The organism is Achromobacter sp. 77, from assembly GCF_020541125.1.
Classification (GTDB): Bacteria; Pseudomonadota; Gammaproteobacteria; order Burkholderiales; family Burkholderiaceae_B; genus Achromobacter; species Achromobacter mucicolens.
Genome location: NZ_CP059848.1, coordinates 1,473,966 through 1,490,076, shown reverse-complemented (window position 1 = coordinate 1,490,076; position 16,111 = coordinate 1,473,966). Strand labels below are relative to the sequence as shown.

The following is a 16,111-nucleotide window of genomic DNA, read 5'->3' as shown; positions in this document are numbered from 1 at the left end:
GGCGCTTGGCCCGCGTCAGCCCTACACATGCGACACCTCCTTGAGTTCGGGCCAAATTCGGTCCCAGCAATCTGGCATGAGGTCTTTGCGCCGAACTGCCCCAGACGTCTCCCGCTCAATCGCCACGCAGCGCTCTGCGGATATAGGCGACAGGCCGGACGCCATCTGAGATAAGTAAGAGGGCGAGACGCCAATCGCCTTGGCCAAACTCGCCGCTGTGCCTCGCGGGCTACTGTTGATGTAGGTCTTCAGGTCCATGCGGCGAGTTTAGTGAGAACTAAACCGTAAGGTCAAGTGTTTACTAATTTAGTGTCCTATAAACTTTCGCCATGACCATCCAAGAAATTCGACGGGCGAACCTCCGTGCCTGGGTCCAACAGAATGGGACCCCGAGCAAGGAGAAGAGCTATTTCTCGCAAGTCCTGTCCGGCACGGCCCCCATTGGGGAACGCGCCGCGCGCAGGCTCGAGCGGGATTACCGAATGGGCGAAGGGTTCTTGGATGCCGCGTCAGGTGACGCGCCCCAAACACCGGACGCAGTACCGCCCTCCCAGTGGCCTTTCCTGACTATCAAAGAAGAGGATGTGCGGGCCTTGCCGGCGAGCCAGCTGAGCGCGCTGGAAGGTGCTATCTCGCTCGCTATCGCCCAGATGAAACTGGGGATCACTGTGGCCCCGCCTCCCGCCTCCACCGGCCGAACTCCCGTGCGAGGCGGTTTGGTCGACATGGACGCCGCTGACGATGCCTTCCCCATGCGCATCGGCGGGCTGCCGCCTGCACCGTGGGAAGGTGGGAAAACCACGCTTCAGACCGAGCAAGAGAACAAGATCCGAATCAGCACCCGGACGGGCGTCATCGCAAACGTTGCACCGGGGGATCCTCCCGCGGCTAACGATAAGTTCGAGAAGGTCGCGGAGATGGCCGACGTGCGTCTGGCGGCTGGTGAGGGAATTGAGAACCTAGTCGAGGAAGAAACCGGGACCGTCCAGTTCCGGCGGTCCTTTTTACGGTCAGTGGGCGCAAGCGCTGGAAAGGCCCGCGTCGTGTATGCGAAGGGAGACAGCATGGAGCCGATCATTCGCGACGGCGCCGCCCTGCTAGTCGTGCCCAACGAAAGCCTCACCTTGCAGGACGTAGCGTCGGGAGGCGTGTACGCCATCAACTACGACGGCAAGATGATCGTGAAGACCGTGACGAAGGACAAATTAACTAAGCGATGGGTAGCACGCTCGTTCAACCCTGCTTATCCGGACATCCCGCTGGAAAATGGCGCGCTTGTCCGGGTGCTTGGCCAGATTGTCTGGGCCGGAACCCGCATCGGGGACGGCGAATCGGGGCAATGGACCCGCGCATAGCAAACAACAGCTCAACAGCACAGCCACCTTCGGGTGGCTTTTTTTCGCCGGGCGAGTTTAGTTTTTACTTGACGATAAGTTTAGTGTTTACTAATATCTGTCTTAACGCAGCTTCAGCTGCTCGAAAGACCCCACGGACCCGCAGCCAGCAGTCAGGGCATCGCCTCAAGCGGGAGACGTCACCGCCACAAAGTCGGGATGGGGAAGGCGAGAAACGCTCTTTAACAACCGAGGCCGCCCGCCCCCGCGAGGGAGGAAGGGCGAAACAGGACAACCAGCCAGGCGCCAGCACGCCCCCGGACCCTGTGTGCTTGGGCTTCCACAGCCAGGCAACGCCCAGCCGGGCGTGGCGACGATAACCCCCGGCCTCTTCCGATTCCGCTGAACAGCGGGTTTCGGCCAGCGCTGCGAGTCAGCGCTTACCGAAGCGCCGCCTTACCCCAAGACTTGGCGAACACGTCGACCGGGCCATTCTCCGAGGTTTCTGCGTGAAGTGCGATAAATGAACGTCGAAATTCGTCGTCGCGAGCATCGCATATGAACGAGTTCTTCGTTCCGTCTTCCGGCTTGTAGCTGCCCGAGTCTCCGCAATACACCCCCGCCCATACCCAAAGCACATCTCGTGCCAAGCTGTATTGAGTTCGAACCGCAGGTCCTTCGCCCAAGAAGCGTTCGTTCTTGATTTCAACATCGCTTCCCAGTTTCAACTGGGCCAAAACCTGCAGGGAATCGAGGTCTTTCTTGATGTTCGGCCTGCTCCGCGGGCCGTACTTTAGTTCGACAACACCAATGATCGATCGAGAATTGCAGACAACAATGTCTGGCACCACGGTCTTCTTGCCGTTGACTCCATCCCCGGGAAGTTTGACCCGCGGCTGAACAAAAATCGTGCGGCTGTCTTCGCCGACCTCATCGCGCAGGTTCTGCCAAAAGAAGGCCTGTAGATCCCCTTCTGTGTTAATTCGACGCTTGCTGTATCCGGCCCCGATGGTGGTCTTCCAAGCCCGGAACGCTGCCTCCTTAAGGACTCGTCTGGTTGTCATCTACTCATTCCCTAAACATGAAGAAAGCCGAACTTTACCGGACACCGAACCTCATTCCCCCACTCTCAGCCCAGGAGGCACTGCATGCTTGCAGCACTCGTACGCTTCATTGAAGAACTGATCGACGTTTTCAATTTCGGCAGTTCGATCAGCAAGTAGCACCACGCCAGCCCCGCACCTGGGGCGGCTTCGGAGAGCGGGCCGGCGCCGCAACGTCACCGGCGCTGAAAGTGACTTTCAGGATCAACCCGGGCTTCCGGCCCGCTCTCCCAAGCTGACCACCGCGCAACTCTGCGCAGATTCCCATGACCTTGACTGAAACCCTCGCCTGGGGCCTGGGCCTGCTCGCGTTCGCGCGGCTGGTGCTGGCACCGATCGGCGACTACCTCTCCCGCCGCCACGCCGCGGCAGATCCCTGGAACCCGACATGAACACCATCAGCGCAAGCGCGCCCTCGGTGCGCGACCGTCATCCCATCACCATCAAGCGGGCAGCTCGCAAGCTGGGCGATCTCATAGCGCCCCGCGACCACGCCGGGAAAGGCAACTGGAGCAAGGACGCGGATATCCCGTGGTGGGCATGGCCTGGTGGCCTCGCCTTCGCCGCATTCATCCTCTTCGGCCCGCAGGCCTTTGGCTGGCTGTTGCGGAGCTTCCTATGAACGGGATCCAGTTCATTGTGCGGGACCGCAGCGGCTGGTCGCCGCAAATCGCCCCTCCGCGGAGCCGCTTCATCTGGAAAGACCCCACGCCCAAACCACTATCGCGCAGGGAAGTGGCGTTCATCCGCAAGGCCCAGGGCTCGCTGCCCAGCAACGACCTGGCGGAATGCTTCGGCGTCAGCACCCAGGCCATCCGAAACATCTGGAGGCGTCGTACCCACACCGGCAAACGGCCCGGCCCTCCGAAAAAGAAAGCCCGGACGCAAGCCAAGCCTCAAACCCAGCCAAGGAGTTAATCACCCATGTGGTTCAGAAACCTCAAGATCTACCGCCTTTCCGCCCCGCTGTCCGACTACGCCGACAAGCTGCAGGCGGGCCTAAAGCTCCACGCGTTCCAGTCTGGCAACAACCTCGAAGTGCAGTCCCTCGGCTGGATCGCGCCCCGTGAAGGCGGCGAACTTGCCCACCCCGTGGCCGGTCAGTTCCTGCTCTGCTTGCGCGCCGAAAGGAAGCTGCTGCCGCCCTCAGTGATCGCTCAGGTCGCCAAGGCGCGGGCCGAGGAAATCGAAGAGCAGCAAGGCTACAAGCCGGGCCGCAAGCAGATGAAGGAAATCAAGGAGCGCGTCACCGACGAACTCTTGCCGCGCGCCTTCAGCGTCTACCGCGATACCCGCGTCTGGATTGACCCAGTGAATCGCTGGCTGGTGATCGACACCGCCTCATCGTCCAAGGCGGATGAGGTCATCGGCCTGCTGGCGAAGACGGTCGACCCCATGCCGCTGGAAAACCTGTACGTCGCGCAGTCGCCCGCCGCGGCCATGACCGGCTGGCTGGCTGAAGACGAAGCCCCGTCCAACTTCACCATCGACCAAGACACCGAACTGCGTTCCTCTGGCACGAGCGGCGCAGCCATCCGCTACGTCAAGCACTCCATCGACGCCGACGACGCGCGCAGGCACATCCAGTCCGGCAAGCAATGCACCCGCCTCGCCATGACCTGGGCCGACCGCGTGTCGTTCGTGCTGACCGAAGGCCTGGATATCCGCCGTGTCTCGCCCCTCGATGTGCTGAAGGAAGGCGCGGACTACTCGCAGAACGACGACGAGAAGTCCAACTCGGACATGGTCCTCATGACGGGAGAACTTGCAAAGCTGCTCGCCGAACTCGTAGAAGCCCTAGGCGGAGAAAAGCAGTTCTGAACTGCTTAGGTGTCCGTCCGCGCGGACAAGCCGTCGATGAAAGCCCTCCCGCGGACTTTTCCGTCCGCGCAGGCTGTTTCGGGGTCCCCGAAAGGCCCACCGTCACCCACTTCGGTCCAGTCGCCCCCTTCCGGTTGGACGACCACATTTGCACGCCACAAGCCAGTCCTGAATCCAAGAGTCTCCCCGGAGATTTCGCGGATCCGGACATACACGCGGTGCCCCAGATATTCGAATTCCGTGTCCATTGCAAGCCCATCGATAGTCGGTTTGCAAATCGTACCCCACTGAGGATTTTCCATGTCCGATCAATCCGCAGCGCCGGTTTCCTTCCGGCAGAAGATCCTTTCCAAGGAAATCAAGCGCGCCCACGCAATGCAGGCCCGCTATGAGGATCTGCATGTAGAACCCGGCTTCAACCTGCGCACCCCTCTCGATCTGCTGGACGGCGAGGAACGCGAGCGCGCCGAAGCCGACGACGAAGCTCTGTTTCAGCACATCATGGCGGGCGGCAAGATCCCGCCGCTCGAAGTCCGCCCCCGGCCCGAGGGTGGCGTGTGGCTGGTGGACGGCCACCGCCGCCATGCGCAGATCGGTCGTGCGATTGCCGCCGGCGCGCCGCTGCAGGATGAAGACAGCGTTGTCTGGATCGATGTCACGGCGTTCGTTGGCAACGACGCCGACCGCACCGCCCGCGTCATCAGCAGCGCGCAGGGCCGGCACCTGACCCCTCTGGAAACCGCCTTCGGCTACGCCAAGCTGGCCGGCTTCAAGTGGGATAACGAGCGCATCAGCCGCCTGGAACAGGTATCGCCCCAATGGGTCGCCAAGATGATCGCCCTGGCGCACGCCAACAGCGATGTGCATGCTCTGGTGCGTTCCGGCGCTGTGAAGGCGTCCACCGCCATCGAGGCCGTTGCCAAGCATGGCGAGGGCGCTGGCGCATTCCTACAAGGCGAGTTTGAAAAGGCCCAGGCCTCCGGCAAGTCCCGCGTAACGTCCAGCACCATCCACGGCCGCGCCCTGCCCCGCAAAGTCGTCTCCCCGCTCATCAGCGGCGTGGACACGTTTATGCAGGGACTGGACGCCAACCAGCGCGCAACCCTCGTGGACATTCAGGAAGGCCGCGTTGCCAGCGAAACCATCACTGTCCCGGCCGCCGCCCTCCTGGGTCTGTTCCAGGCCCACGGCGCCGTCCAAACGGCCCGCGCCAAGCAGGCAGAGAAGCAGCGCCGGCAGGCCGAGGCCGCAGCGGCTGCGGGTCAGGCCGAAATCCCCACATCACAGGATGCCAACGCATGAACGCCCCCCAAAACCTCGACGACCTGGACGACGTCGACCTGGCCGCGCTATCCACCCGCGTGCTGCACGACATGGTCGCAAAGATGACGCCGGAAGAGCGCCAGCGCTATCGCGACGCCCTTGACGCCGCAGACGCTCCCCTCCGCAGTTTCCTGGGCGCAGCCCTGGGCACACCCGAAATGTCGCCCTCCGCCCCCGGCAAGAAATGCGCGATCTGCCGCGGCGCATTCTCCGGCATGTCCTGGGACACGCTCTGCCCTTCCTGCTGGGAAGAAAAGGTCAGGAACGAAACAGCCGCCCGCCGTGCTCAGGCCTCTGGCGTTGGCGTTGCACCAACCGACCGCAATGAAGCGTTTGAGGCCGTGCGGAAGAAGCTGCGCGCTCTGCCCAGGTACAGCTTCTTGATCGGCCCGCACGGCGGCGTAAAACGATTCGAAGATCGCGCCGGCAATTGGATTGATTTCGACGCCGCGCACAAACTGTTCGACCCCGTATGTGTCGACGCCGCCCTTTCCGAATCTCTGCAGTAGCACGGATGGGCTTCGGACGATGGCCTCAGTTTGTCTCCGAGCCGGCAATCCACTCGCCCGCGAATTGCCCATCCTCGATATTTCGCCACATCTCCGTCCCGCATTTTGAGCATCGGTAAATCCAGGTCTTAAGCGGACCTGTATCTCGGACGCCCCCACCAGCGGAGGAATGAAGCAAGAGCGCCGCGTGCGGATTATCCGTTGACGGCTTCCCTTCCAAATCCTTGCAGAACAGACACATAGTCATTTCTTCGCCCCCCCATATTTAGGCCGGAGAAATCGTACCTCATGATCACAGGAGTTTCATCATGACCAACACCGCGCCGACGATGCAAGAACCCACCTTCGACAGCTATAGCCTCAACGGCGATGACTTCCAAGAAGGCTGCGTGAGCGAAGCGCTCCAGGCCCTTGACGATAATGACCAGCTGACTCTGGGCGCCGAGTACCGTCTGGGCGTATCGGAGAGGCCTGATCCCGCTGACTTCTTCGATGTCGATGACTTGATCGAACAAATGCAGGAACGCGCCCACGACGTGGGCGGCGAGTTCGCCGAGGATTACCTGACCGACCTGACCGATGAACAGGTTCTGGATCTGGGCCGTGTAGTCAAGGCCTGGCTGTCTTCGGTCAACCCGCAGGTCAATTTCTTCAGCGTGAAGCAGATCCAGACGTTCAACGTCACGCAGGAAGACATCGACGAACACCGCAGCCAATCCGAAGCGGGGGCAGCATGACCAACCAGAACACCGCCGCCCCGGCAAACCCCTTGAGCGATGAATACGTCAACGCCGTGATTCAGCGGCACGGCTACGACAGCCCCGAATCTGTCATTGCGCAACTGCATCAATGGATCGGCCTGCATGGCGGCGAAGACTCCATCACGCTGCTCATGTACAAAGCGCACAAGGCGCTGTCCAAGCTGCGCGCGCCCGTAGCCGATGACCTGATCCATCGACTGCGCTGCAAATATGCGATGGGTCCGATGATCAACGGCGAGCCTGAGTTTGGAAGGCGAGATTGCAGCGGTCCAGCACCAGAAGGAATGCGTCTTCCATCCCCGATCATGCTGGAAGCTGCGGCAGCGATCGAGCGCCTGTCCGCCCAACTCCGCGAGTGCGCCGAAACCCTCGGGGCCGATCAGATCGACGAGCAGCGCGCCATGCGGGCCTATGCCGATGCGCAGGCGCTGCTGAATGAAATGCCTCATTTATGAGGCTTTGACCATACAAGTGCGACATCAATACAGCATTCCGAGGCCCGCCGAAGGCGGATCGCTAGGGAGGAAACATGCCCGTCAGGCATTTGACCATCAAGAAATTCGCGGATGAGTCTGGCTATACTGAAGACGCCGTCCGCACCAAGATCCGTGACGGCGTTTGGGCTGAAGGCACCATTTGGGTGAAGGCTCCGGACGGCCGCGTTCTAATCAACACCGAAGGATATGACGCATGGGCAAGCAGTACGATGGCGTTCGGCCAGCTTCCGACTCGTCCATCGAAATCGACTTCTATTATGCGAACCAGAGGTGCCGGGAACGCATCAAGCTCCAGCCCACGCCCGCTAATCTAAAACGGGCGGCGAACCACCGGGCCGCGATCCTCGACGCGATTTCTCGCGGCACTTTCAGCTACGCGACTACCTTCCCCGACAGCAAAAACGCAGCCAAGTTCAGCCCGAAGGCACTTGGGCAGACGGTCCAGGCGTACCTTGAGGGCTGGGTGGACGCGAAGGCCAAGACCATCAAGGCAAGCACGGCGGACGGTTACCGGAAAGCCGTCAACGGGCGCCTGGTCCCCACGCTGGGGAAACATGAACTTGCTGATCTACGCCGCGCCCACGTTCGCGAAATGTGCGAAGGCATGGAAGTCACAAACAAGCGCATCGCTAACGTCCTCTCTGTTCTCCGAACAGCACTGGACGACGCCGTGACCGACGAGCTGATTGACGCCAATCCTATTGCTGGCTGGACATACCAAAAGAACGAGCCGCCAAAGGAAGAGGATGACGTTGATCCCTTCACAGCCGCCGAACAGGTGGAAATCCTGAAGGCGCTTGACGGACAGGGGCGCAACCTCGTCCAGTTCGCGTTATGGACTGGCCTGCGAACGTCCGAGATGGTCGGCCTTCGATGGGAGGATGTTGACCTGGTGCGGGGCGAAGTCCGTATCCGCCGAGCTACCACTCAGGCGGCCAAGGGCGCCGCGGAAGTTCCGAAGACGAACAGCAGCAAGCGGATGGTAAAGCTGCTCGGCCCTGCCCGCGAAGCGCTGGAAGCACAGAAGGCGTTTACCCTGCTGGCAAATGCCCACGTTTTCCACAACCCCCGCACGAGCGCCCCGTGGGAAGGCGATCAGCCAATCCGCAAGACTCTGTGGCAGCCGGCCCTGAAGCGCGCCAAGGTGCGTTACAGGGTTCCATACCAGACCCGGCATACATACGCCTCGATGATGCTGTCTGCGGGAGAGCATCCCATGTGGGTTGCCAATCAGATGGGGCACGCAGACTGGGGCATGATTCGGCGGGTCTATGGCCGCTGGATGCCAGACGCCGCCCCCGACGCCGGCTCCAAGGCAGAGGCTCTGTACGGCGCCTCGAATAGTCAGCATTTGGTCAATATCGCCCCCAAGACCCGCATAAACACTGGCTAGCCCGGGGGTTCAATTCCCCCCGGCTCCACCAAATTCCGTTCAGCAACGTCAGCTGAAACCAAAAATCCTCAAGGATGCAGATCCTTGAGGATTTTTTTTGTCTGAGCCCGGCGGGGCCGCCGGCATTGCGGCGTCACTGCCGGTTGATCCAGTCTTGCGCGCCCTCGATGAACCACGGCAGATTCAAGCGTTCGCCCTCGCCGGACTGGATGGTCAGGCGTTGGCCGGACGGGTTGGAATCTGCCCCTGCCGGGGAATCCAACGGCCGGCTGCGGTAGTCCACGTTGCTTCGCGGTTGCTGCGGCGTGTCGGCGCAGGCAGCGAGGGATGCGAGGGCTGCTCCGGCAAGGAGCAGCCGCAGCGCTGCGTGATGTGTCTTCATGGTGTGCGGGTTCCTGCTGGCGGCACAGGCCGGTGTGCCGGGCAATAAGGCCTTCCCCGTACCTTACTCGCATTGGGCTGCCCGCGTCAGCCTGCCCCCATCCGGCGGCCGCATCGACGACCAGATCAAGCTGCACGGCTACCGCATCGAACTGGCGGAGATCGACGCGGCCATCGCCGCGCTGCCTGGCGTGCGCGTCGGCGCGACGGTGGCGCTGCGACGGCCCGACGGCGCCATTGTCCGCCTGATCGGCTTTGCGGAACCCGCGGGCCGCGGCGACTGCCCGCACGCCCCGTCCACCGGATTGCAGCCGCTGCCGGCCGGACTGGCAGACCGCAAGCAGCTCGAACGGCTGTATCTTGAAACGCGCCTTAGCAAGAAACCGGAGCCGCAAGCATGACTCGCACCTCTTTTCACCTGGCCCTCACCCTTACGATGGCGACCTGCGCCGCCAGCGCCGCCGCCGAAGGCGTGCTGGCGCAACTGTATGCGGCCCGGCCGCCCGCGGGGTCGTCGTTCGTGCGGGTGGTCAATCCGCACGTGAATCCGCTGCAGGCGCAGGTCGCCCAAGGCCCGGTGCAGGAGATCGGCCCAGACCGGCAGGCCACCACCTACGCCATCGTGAAGGGCAACCAGCCCTTTGATGTGCGCATCGACGGCAACCTGGCCGGCACGCTGCAGGTGGCGCCCGACACGTTCAGCACGCTGGTGCCGCGGCGCGACGGCGGCAGGCTGTCCTTCGGCGTCATCGACGATAGCGCCGGCGCGCAGGATGCGCTGAAGGCCGAGCTGCGCTTTTACAATCTGGCGACGGACTGCCCGGCCGGGCAGTTGTCCGTCAGCCCGTCTGGCCCCGTCCTGTTCAAGGACGTCGAGCCCAGCGCGTCCGCCGCGCGCGCAATCAATCCGGTCAGCGCGATGCTGGCCGCCGGCTGCGGCGCCGCCGCGTCCAAGGCGATGCCGCTGCCGGCCTTGCAACCCGGCGACCACTACAGCCTGTTCCTGACCGGCACGCCCGAAGCCCCTGTGCTGCGCGGGCAAGCCAGCGGCACGGACCCGTACAAGAAATAGGAAGACACTGTCATGCGCCGCGTATTCCGGGACGATCACGAACTCTTTCGCGACCAGGTCAAGCGCTTCATTGCCAGCGAGATCGCACCCCACTACGCCGAATGGGAAGCTGCCGGCGTGACACCGCGCGCGCTGTGGCGGCGCGCGGGCGAAGAGGGGATGCTCAACTGTGCGCTGCCGGACCCCTATGGGGCAGGCGGCGACTTCGGTCATGTGGCCGCGTGATCGACTACCGGAACACCCGCTTCAAGCAGGCGAATGCGCGCGCGCTGCGCATCTTCGGGGGCACAAGCGAGGTCATGCTGGAAATCATCGGCCGCAGCTTCAATTGACGCGGCGCGCGTCAGACGCGCGCGTCCATCCAGGCCTGCATCAGGGCCTGCGCCTCGGGCGTATCGCCGATCACCCAAGGGTCCAGCGCGAAAGCCACGATGCGCTTGGCGCCATAGCCGCGCGCCACTTCCCATTGCTCGTACACCCGGGGAAAGTCGGCCGAACGGGCCTTGAACGTCGAGCCGTCAGTCGACCCCGACGGCATTTCCTCGAAGAGTTCCAGGATCAGGTCGAACGACGCACGGCGTTCCAGCAGCATGTCGTGCAGCGGCGCCAGCGCGCGCAGATTGTCCATTCCCGCCACGCCCACGCCATCCTGGATCATGGGATGGATACCCACGTGGTCAAGAATGCGGCTCCACAGTGTCGCCAGCGACCCGTTGCCCGGCAGCCGGCTGAAATAGGTGGAGATGCAGGGCACGTTGCCGCTGGTCTCCTGCGCCGCGCGCGATAGCGCGTCCAGCCACGGCAGCAAGAGCGACTGCCGCTCGTCGGACGCCCAGTTGTACTGTTCCAGCTCATACGGCAGATACCATCCGCGGAAGGCGCGGCGCTGGTTCCAGCCGGATTCGCGCATGTACGCGATGCCGCGCTCGCGCGTCTGGCCCAGGAAGGCGGCCAGCGCGGGGGTGTCGGCGCGGGCCAGCACGTCCCACCAGCGCTGGTCGTACGGCAGGCCGACGTGGATGCCCAGGCCCTGGTGCGCGGCTTCGTCGAACAGCGTGTCCAGCAGCGCGCCGGGCGCCATCCAGTCGTCTGGCCGCCCGCCTTCCAGGCCGGTCCATTGCAGGAAGATCTCGCGGCTGCCCAGCCGGCGGAAACTGCGCAGCCGCAGCCGCCAGTCGTCAGCCGTCAGGTCCGCGTGGCTGCGCCACAGCTGCAGGAACGTGGCATTTACGAAAACCGGCGGCGAGCATGCCGCCAAGGGCGCCAGCGCGCCGAGGGCCAGCGCCTGAAACAGGCGCCGGCGCAGGGGGGACTTGAGCTGCGGATGTTCCAGAAGACTGCCCTGCCCTTATCCGCGGTTGCCGAAGATGCCCGAAAGCGAACCCAGCAGATCGGCCGGGTTGAAGGATTGGCCGGATTGCACGGCGCCGTCAGGCGTGGCCTTGTCGACCAGTTGCGGCAGCAGGGCCGACAGGGAATCCAGCACGGCGCTCTCGTCTTGCCCCGTCTTGGCGGCCAGTTCGTTCACGACGCCGGGATCCAGCACGGCGCCGAGCTGGCTCGGGCTGACGGGCAGGTTCTGACCCGTGCCCACCCATGACGCCACGACTTCGCCCAGTCCGCCCTTCTGGAAGCTGGCGATCAACCCGGTCAGGCCGCCGGGGTACTTGTTCAGTTGTTCGATCAGCGCGGGCAGCAGCGAGGCCGATCCGCCTTGCTGACCGCCGCCGGCCATCGAGGCCAAAGTGTCCAATAGGCTCATTGCCGCGCTCCTGAAAAAGTCGGGAAATCAGTATAGGCCCATGAAAAGCGCGGTGTGCGTCAATGCTGTTGCCGCCGGCGACGACTTTGCAAAAGTTGTAAATCGCGCGCGTGGCCACGCGATCCGGTTCACCCTTTGGCCGGGGCCGCCGATGCCCGCAGCGCTTTCAACGCCTTCTGGCCCGCGCGCCCGTCCGGCGGCAGTCCCAGTTCGCGCTGGGCGGCCTGCAAGGCCTGGCGCGTACGGGCGCCGATCATGCCGTCGGGTTCGCCCAGGTCGTAACCCCGGGCGATCAAGAGGCGCTGCAGCTCGCGCCGCTCGGCGCGCGACAGGCCAGGATCGTCTGTCGGCCACGCTTGCAACAGCGGACCGCCGCCCCGCAAACGGTCCGACAGATGCGCGATCGCCAGCGCGTAGCTTTCGGCCGCGTTGTACGAATACAAGGCGTCGAAATTGCGCGTGACGAGGAACGCCGGGCCGTTGCGGCCGGCCGGCAGCAGCAGCCCGGCCGGGGTGTCGCCCGCCGGCAACGCCTGCCCGTCGGCGAGCGTCACGCCCTGTCTGGCCCACGCGGACACCGGACGCTTGTTCTTGCGGCCTGCCCCGGACGTATCCAGCCCGGCCGGCAGCTTGACCTCATAGCCCCAGACAAGTCCCGGATTCCAGCCCGCGCGCTTGAGGAAATTGGCCGTCGACCCCAGCGCATCCGGCACGCTGTCGACCAGATCCCGGCGGCCATCGCCGTCAAAGTCCACCGCCAGCCGCAGGTAAGTGGACGGCATGAACTGGGTCTGGCCGAAGGCGCCCGCCCAGGATCCGACAAGACGCTCGGGCGCGATGTGCTCGTCCTGGATGATCTTCAGCGTGGCAAAGAACTCGCCGCGGAAATACGCCTGCCGCCGGCCGTAGCACGAAAGCGTGGACAGCGAGGTCAGCAACGGCCGGCCGCCCAGCGTGCGGCCGAAATTGCTTTCCACGCCCCAAACCGCGGCGATGGTGGCCGGGTCCACGCCATAGCGCACCGAGGCCCGGTCCAGCTCGGCCTGCCAGCGCGCCATGCCGGCCTGCCCGTCGGCCACGCGCTCGTCGTCCACCAGTCCCGCCATGTAGTCCCAGATGGGCGTCTTGAATTCCGGCTGCGCGTCCAGCAGATCGATCACCGCCATGTCGGGCACAAGCTGGGCGGTATGCGTGTCGAACGTCGCGCCCGAGACGCCAGCCTTCAAGGCGGGCGCCCGCAGTGTTGACAGGCAGGCGGCAAAGGAGTCGGCGGCCAGCGCCGCGGGCGCGGGCAGGATCAGGGCGGCGGTCGTTACCGCGGCGGTCGTCACCGCGGCGCGGGCGCCGCTCAAGAGGGATTTCATGCTTGGGATTCCTTGGGAGGTGCGATCGCGGCATCGCCTTGCAGGCGCCGCGTCCAGTCTTCGACTTCACCGGCACGGGCGCGCTTTTCAAACAGCGCACGCCAGTTGGGCGACAGTTCGGGCAACGCGGCAAGCGTGTGCAGCGCGTCGGGATCGAGCACCCGGCGATTCAGGATGTCCTGCACGCGCGCCAGCGTCCATTGCGGATGCGGCCGCTCCGCAAGCGTGAGGGTATCGCCAGCCGACAGCCAGCCCGTCTGCAGCACGCGGTAATACCAGCCCGTCATGCCGCTGGCCTGAACCTGCACGGCCATGCCCTTGTGCTGGAACCGGTGGTCCAGTTTCCAGCATGGCTGGCGCGCCTGCGACACCTGGATCAGCGCCGTGCCCGCGCGATAGATGTCGCCCACGCATACGTCGCTTTCGGTCATGCCGGTCGTGGAAAGATTTTCGCCGAAGGCGCCGGGCGCACGCAGCACGGCGCGTTCGCCCAGCGCCTGGCGCCACGCGGGATAGTGGTCGTGCGCATAGTGATGCAACGCCTTTTCCGGGCCGCCATGAAAGCGCCGGTCCGCCTGTTCGTCCCCGTCCAGCCCTTCCAGGCCCAGCCAGCGCCGTTCGGCAACCGGCTGCTTGTCGATGCCGCTGTCGCGTCCCGAATCGCCCAGCGGCCGCACCGCGCCCGTCAGCAGGGCCTCGATCGTGATGTTCATCTTTCCGTCTTCCAATCAGCCGGCCTGTAGCGCGGCAAGCTCGTCGTCGTCGAATCCCGCGGCGCGCCGCGCCTCCAGGTTGAAGGGGCCACGCAGGCGGGGCGCCTGATAGCGCGCCGCCAGTTCGGCGTAGCAGGCAACCGGCTCCCTGCCCGCCAGCGCGCACTGCTGCTTGTACCAATGATTGCCGATCGCGACATGGCCGATTTCGTCGCGCAGGATGATGTCCACGATGGCCGCGCTTTGCGCATCGCCCGCGCCCGCCAGCTTGTTCCGGATCATGGGGGACGCGTCCAGGCCGCGCGCCTCGAGCGTGCGCGGCACCAGCGCCAGGCGCGCCAGCAGGTCGTCCCGCGTGCGCTCGGCCATGTCCCACAAGCCGTTGTGCGCGGGAAAGTCGCCATAGGCGAATCCCAGCGTGTCCAGGCGCTGGCGCAGCAGGTCGAAATGCAGCGCCTCTTCGCGCGCCACGCGCAGCCAGTCGCGGTAGAAGGCCTCGGGCATGCCGGCAAAACGCCACATGATGTCCAGCGCCAGGTTCACGGCGTTGAACTCGATGTGGGCCAGCGCGTGCAAGAGCGCCGCGCGGCCCTCCTGCGTGGCCATGGAACGCTGGCTGACCTGGGTCGGCGGGACCAGTTCGGGCCGCGGCGGGCGGCCAGGCAATCCCGCGACCGGCGCAAAGACGCGTGCGCAATCGAGCCGCGCATCGTCGGCAATGGCGTGCACGCGCGCGAGCTTCTCGGGCCATGCCGTGGCGGCCAGCGCCGCCAGCGCCTGCGCGCGGATGCAACGCGCATCGTCCTCCTGCCCGCCGGGGGCCGTCTTGCTGCTGTCCATGTTGCCGTCGTTCCCGGACGCCGCCTGGGCGCCTCAAATCCCTGTCATTGCCATGGCTTGCACGCCAGGCATTGCCGAAGACTTTATCATTCGCGGATGGATCCCTTGCGCCTTACCTTGGAAACCGATCTGTCCCGCATCGACGCCAGCCAATGGGACGCGCTGGCCGGGGATCAGCCTTTTCTGCGCCACGCCTTTCTGCTGGCGCTGCACGAGACCGGCTGCGCATCGCGCCAGACGGGCTGGGCCCCGCATTTCATGGCGTTGTGGCGGGACGATGTGCTGGCCGGGGCCGTGCCGCTTTACCTGAAGTCGCATTCGCGGGGCGAGTATGTGTTCGACTACGCGTGGGCCGACGCCTTTCAGCGGCACGGCATGCGCTACTACCCGAAGCTGTTGTCGGCCATCCCGTTCACGCCGGTCACCGGCCCGCGGCTGTTGGCGGCCAACGACGAAGACCGCGCGACGCTGGTGCGCGGGCTGGTCGCGTTTGCCGAAGAGGTCAACGTGTCGTCGCTGCACGTGCTGTTCCCCATCGACGCCGACGTGCGCGCGTTGCGGGAAGCCGGCTTCATGATCCGCGAGAGCGTGCAGTTTCACTGGACCAACGCGGGCTACGCCGACTTCGACGCGTTCCTGTCCGCCATGAGCCACGACAAGCGCAAGAAGATCCGCCAGGACCGCAAAAAGGTCGCGGCGGCGGGCCTCGCGTTCCGCTGGCTGCGCGGCGGCGAAATTGGCGCCGAGGAACTGGATTTCTTCTACAGCTGCTATTGCCGCACCTACTTCAACCACGGCAACCCGCCCTACCTGGGCCGCGAGTTCTTCGAGCAGGCTCATCGCGACCAGCCCGACGCCTTCGTGCTGATCCTGGCCGAACGCGACGGCGAGCCGGTGGCGTGCGCCCTGAATCTGGCGGGCGGCGACGCCCTGTACGGGCGCTACTGGGGCGCGACGGAATACGTGCCGGGACTGCATTTCGAGACGTGCTACATGCAGTCGATCGCGTATTGCATCGCGCATGGCATTGCGCGTTTCGAAGGCGGCGCGCAGGGTGAACACAAGATGGCGCGCGGGCTGTTGCCCACGCCGACGTGGTCAGCGCACTGGGTGGCGCACCCGGGTTTTGCCGAGGCGATCCAGGACTTCCTGGACGAGGAAACCGCGGCAGTGACGGACTATCTGGGCGAACTGGAATCGCACACGCCGTTCAAGGGCACGGGTATCTGACACCGACT

21 protein-coding genes and 2 pseudogenes are annotated in these 16,111 nt (G+C 64.5%); 15 read left to right on the top strand and 8 right to left on the bottom strand.

The genetic code is table 11. The features are described 5' to 3' along the window. Positions 1–21 precede the first annotated feature (21 nt). Positions 22–258, bottom strand: coding sequence for a YdaS family helix-turn-helix protein (locus tag H4P35_RS27255; protein WP_175235397.1), 237 nt, complete (start codon positions 256–258; stop codon positions 22–24). 71 nt (positions 259–329) lie between these two features. Here H4P35_RS27255 and H4P35_RS06735 point away from each other — a divergent pair, with 71 nt between their 5' ends. After that, complete coding sequence (locus tag H4P35_RS06735) at positions 330–1,355, top strand: S24 family peptidase (RefSeq protein ID WP_226848485.1); 1,026 nt, start codon at positions 330–332, stop codon at positions 1,353–1,355. 419 nt (positions 1,356–1,774) lie between these two features. On the opposite strand, the gene H4P35_RS06730 is transcribed toward H4P35_RS06735, so the two are convergent. After that, on the bottom strand, positions 1,775–2,398 hold the full coding sequence (locus tag H4P35_RS06730; RefSeq protein ID WP_226848484.1) for a hypothetical protein: 624 nt from the start codon (positions 2,396–2,398) through the stop codon (positions 1,775–1,777). A 305-nt stretch (positions 2,399–2,703) separates the two neighbouring features. Between H4P35_RS06730 and H4P35_RS27155 the strand changes: the two genes are divergently transcribed. The 9 genes from H4P35_RS27155 to H4P35_RS06690 all read left to right on the top strand — a co-directional run bounded on the left by H4P35_RS27155 (position 2,704) and on the right by H4P35_RS06690 (position 8,741). After that, positions 2,704–2,829: a hypothetical protein gene (locus H4P35_RS27155; protein WP_255616266.1), complete on the top strand. Its 126-nt coding sequence runs from the start codon at positions 2,704–2,706 to the stop codon at positions 2,827–2,829. Next, positions 2,826–3,059, top strand: coding sequence for a hypothetical protein (locus H4P35_RS06725; RefSeq protein WP_226848483.1), 234 nt, complete (start codon positions 2,826–2,828; stop codon positions 3,057–3,059). Before H4P35_RS27155 ends, H4P35_RS06725 begins: the two co-directional genes overlap by 4 nt. Beyond that, positions 3,056–3,355: a hypothetical protein gene (locus H4P35_RS06720; RefSeq protein WP_226848482.1), complete on the top strand. Its 300-nt coding sequence runs from the start codon at positions 3,056–3,058 to the stop codon at positions 3,353–3,355. The genes H4P35_RS06725 and H4P35_RS06720 overlap by 4 nt, the downstream gene beginning before the upstream one ends. A gap of 6 nt (positions 3,356–3,361) precedes the next feature. Beyond that, entirely contained in the window at positions 3,362–4,258 is an 897-nt protein-coding gene (locus H4P35_RS06715) for a recombination-associated protein RdgC (protein ID WP_226848481.1), read from the top strand. A gap of 300 nt (positions 4,259–4,558) precedes the next feature. Next, positions 4,559–5,560 carry a hypothetical protein gene (locus tag H4P35_RS06710; RefSeq protein WP_226848480.1) on the top strand — a complete coding sequence of 334 codons (1,002 nt, stop codon included), beginning with the start codon at positions 4,559–4,561 and terminating at the stop codon, positions 5,558–5,560. Further along, positions 5,557–6,090 carry a hypothetical protein gene (locus H4P35_RS06705; protein ID WP_226848479.1) on the top strand — a complete coding sequence of 178 codons (534 nt, stop codon included), beginning with the start codon at positions 5,557–5,559 and terminating at the stop codon, positions 6,088–6,090. Before H4P35_RS06710 ends, H4P35_RS06705 begins: the two co-directional genes overlap by 4 nt. Positions 6,091–6,398: 308 nt before the next feature. Beyond that, positions 6,399–6,827 carry a hypothetical protein gene (locus H4P35_RS06700; RefSeq protein WP_226848478.1) on the top strand — a complete coding sequence of 143 codons (429 nt, stop codon included), beginning with the start codon at positions 6,399–6,401 and terminating at the stop codon, positions 6,825–6,827. Beyond that, positions 6,824–7,306 carry a hypothetical protein gene (locus H4P35_RS06695; protein WP_226848477.1) on the top strand — a complete coding sequence of 161 codons (483 nt, stop codon included), beginning with the start codon at positions 6,824–6,826 and terminating at the stop codon, positions 7,304–7,306. The genes H4P35_RS06700 and H4P35_RS06695 overlap by 4 nt, the downstream gene beginning before the upstream one ends. Positions 7,307–7,541: 235 nt before the next feature. Next, the gene (locus H4P35_RS06690; RefSeq protein ID WP_226848476.1) at positions 7,542–8,741 is read left to right on the top strand and encodes a site-specific integrase; all 1,200 of its coding nucleotides are present in this window, start codon (positions 7,542–7,544) and stop codon (positions 8,739–8,741) included. 133 nt (positions 8,742–8,874) lie between these two features. On the opposite strand, the gene H4P35_RS06685 is transcribed toward H4P35_RS06690, so the two are convergent. Then, positions 8,875–9,123: a hypothetical protein gene (locus H4P35_RS06685; protein WP_056322221.1), complete on the bottom strand. Its 249-nt coding sequence runs from the start codon at positions 9,121–9,123 to the stop codon at positions 8,875–8,877. A gap of 106 nt (positions 9,124–9,229) precedes the next feature. Between H4P35_RS06685 and H4P35_RS06680 the strand changes: the two are divergent. The 4 genes and pseudogenes from H4P35_RS06680 to H4P35_RS06665 all read left to right on the top strand — a co-directional run. After that, positions 9,230–9,523 (top strand): annotated as a pseudogene (locus H4P35_RS06680) (D-alanine--poly(phosphoribitol) ligase); the annotation flags it as partial. Beyond that, positions 9,520–10,194, top strand: coding sequence for an alginate O-acetyltransferase AlgF (locus H4P35_RS06675; RefSeq protein WP_226848475.1), 675 nt, complete (start codon positions 9,520–9,522; stop codon positions 10,192–10,194). The pseudogene H4P35_RS06680 and the gene H4P35_RS06675, both read left to right, overlap by 4 nt. Before the next feature lie 12 nt (positions 10,195–10,206). After that, positions 10,207–10,413 (top strand): annotated as a pseudogene (locus H4P35_RS06670) (acyl-CoA dehydrogenase family protein); the annotation flags it as partial. 2 nt (positions 10,414–10,415) lie between these two features. Then, positions 10,416–10,526 carry an acyl-CoA dehydrogenase family protein gene (locus H4P35_RS06665; protein WP_226848474.1) on the top strand — a complete coding sequence of 37 codons (111 nt, stop codon included), beginning with the start codon at positions 10,416–10,418 and terminating at the stop codon, positions 10,524–10,526. Between the two features lie 11 nt (positions 10,527–10,537). On the opposite strand, the gene H4P35_RS06660 is transcribed toward H4P35_RS06665, so the two are convergent. The 5 genes from H4P35_RS06660 to H4P35_RS06640 all read right to left on the bottom strand — a co-directional run bounded on the left by H4P35_RS06660 (position 10,538) and on the right by H4P35_RS06640 (position 14,873). Continuing rightward, entirely contained in the window at positions 10,538–11,461 is a 924-nt protein-coding gene (locus H4P35_RS06660; protein WP_370638974.1) for a DUF4434 domain-containing protein, read from the bottom strand. 81 nt (positions 11,462–11,542) lie between these two features. Beyond that, positions 11,543–11,956, bottom strand: coding sequence for a YidB family protein (locus H4P35_RS06655; protein WP_180099106.1), 414 nt, complete (start codon positions 11,954–11,956; stop codon positions 11,543–11,545). Positions 11,957–12,084: 128 nt separating this feature from the next. After that, positions 12,085–13,329 carry a lytic murein transglycosylase gene (locus tag H4P35_RS06650; RefSeq protein ID WP_370638973.1) on the bottom strand — a complete coding sequence of 415 codons (1,245 nt, stop codon included), beginning with the start codon at positions 13,327–13,329 and terminating at the stop codon, positions 12,085–12,087. Further along, positions 13,317–14,033: an MOSC domain-containing protein gene (locus H4P35_RS06645; RefSeq protein ID WP_226848471.1), complete on the bottom strand. Its 717-nt coding sequence runs from the start codon at positions 14,031–14,033 to the stop codon at positions 13,317–13,319. Before H4P35_RS06645 ends, H4P35_RS06650 begins: the two co-directional genes overlap by 13 nt. Before the next feature lie 15 nt (positions 14,034–14,048). Continuing rightward, the gene (locus tag H4P35_RS06640) at positions 14,049–14,873 is read right to left on the bottom strand and encodes a ferritin-like domain-containing protein (RefSeq protein ID WP_226848470.1); all 825 of its coding nucleotides are present in this window, start codon (positions 14,871–14,873) and stop codon (positions 14,049–14,051) included. Between the two features lie 96 nt (positions 14,874–14,969). Between H4P35_RS06640 and H4P35_RS06635 the strand changes: the two genes are divergently transcribed. Next, positions 14,970–16,103, top strand: coding sequence for a GNAT family N-acetyltransferase (locus H4P35_RS06635; RefSeq protein WP_226848469.1), 1,134 nt, complete (start codon positions 14,970–14,972; stop codon positions 16,101–16,103). Positions 16,104–16,111 lie beyond the last annotated feature (8 nt).

Excerpts from the sequence above, each read along its gene's own strand:
- H4P35_RS27255 (WP_175235397.1), bottom strand. The coding sequence starts at position 258 with ATGGACCTGAAGACCTACATCAACAGTAGCCCGCGAGGCACAGCGGCG.
- H4P35_RS06735 (WP_226848485.1), top strand. The coding sequence starts at position 330 with ATGACCATCCAAGAAATTCGACGGGCGAACCTCCGTGCCTGGGTCCAA.
- H4P35_RS06730 (WP_226848484.1), bottom strand. The coding sequence starts at position 2,398 with ATGACAACCAGACGAGTCCTTAAGGAGGCAGCGTTCCGGGCTTGGAAG.
- H4P35_RS27155 (WP_255616266.1), top strand. The coding sequence starts at position 2,704 with ATGACCTTGACTGAAACCCTCGCCTGGGGCCTGGGCCTGCTCGCGTTC.
- H4P35_RS06725 (WP_226848483.1), top strand. The coding sequence starts at position 2,826 with ATGAACACCATCAGCGCAAGCGCGCCCTCGGTGCGCGACCGTCATCCC.
- H4P35_RS06720 (WP_226848482.1), top strand. The coding sequence starts at position 3,056 with ATGAACGGGATCCAGTTCATTGTGCGGGACCGCAGCGGCTGGTCGCCG.
- H4P35_RS06715 (WP_226848481.1), top strand. The coding sequence starts at position 3,362 with ATGTGGTTCAGAAACCTCAAGATCTACCGCCTTTCCGCCCCGCTGTCC.
- H4P35_RS06710 (WP_226848480.1), top strand. The coding sequence starts at position 4,559 with ATGTCCGATCAATCCGCAGCGCCGGTTTCCTTCCGGCAGAAGATCCTT.
- H4P35_RS06705 (WP_226848479.1), top strand. The coding sequence starts at position 5,557 with ATGAACGCCCCCCAAAACCTCGACGACCTGGACGACGTCGACCTGGCC.
- H4P35_RS06700 (WP_226848478.1), top strand. The coding sequence starts at position 6,399 with ATGACCAACACCGCGCCGACGATGCAAGAACCCACCTTCGACAGCTAT.
- H4P35_RS06695 (WP_226848477.1), top strand. The coding sequence starts at position 6,824 with ATGACCAACCAGAACACCGCCGCCCCGGCAAACCCCTTGAGCGATGAA.
- H4P35_RS06690 (WP_226848476.1), top strand. The coding sequence starts at position 7,542 with ATGGGCAAGCAGTACGATGGCGTTCGGCCAGCTTCCGACTCGTCCATC.
- H4P35_RS06685 (WP_056322221.1), bottom strand. The coding sequence starts at position 9,123 with ATGAAGACACATCACGCAGCGCTGCGGCTGCTCCTTGCCGGAGCAGCC.
- H4P35_RS06675 (WP_226848475.1), top strand. The coding sequence starts at position 9,520 with ATGACTCGCACCTCTTTTCACCTGGCCCTCACCCTTACGATGGCGACC.
- H4P35_RS06655 (WP_180099106.1), bottom strand. The coding sequence starts at position 11,956 with ATGAGCCTATTGGACACTTTGGCCTCGATGGCCGGCGGCGGTCAGCAA.
- H4P35_RS06645 (WP_226848471.1), bottom strand. The coding sequence starts at position 14,033 with ATGAACATCACGATCGAGGCCCTGCTGACGGGCGCGGTGCGGCCGCTG.
- H4P35_RS06640 (WP_226848470.1), bottom strand. The coding sequence starts at position 14,873 with ATGGACAGCAGCAAGACGGCCCCCGGCGGGCAGGAGGACGATGCGCGT.
- H4P35_RS06635 (WP_226848469.1), top strand. The coding sequence starts at position 14,970 with ATGGATCCCTTGCGCCTTACCTTGGAAACCGATCTGTCCCGCATCGAC.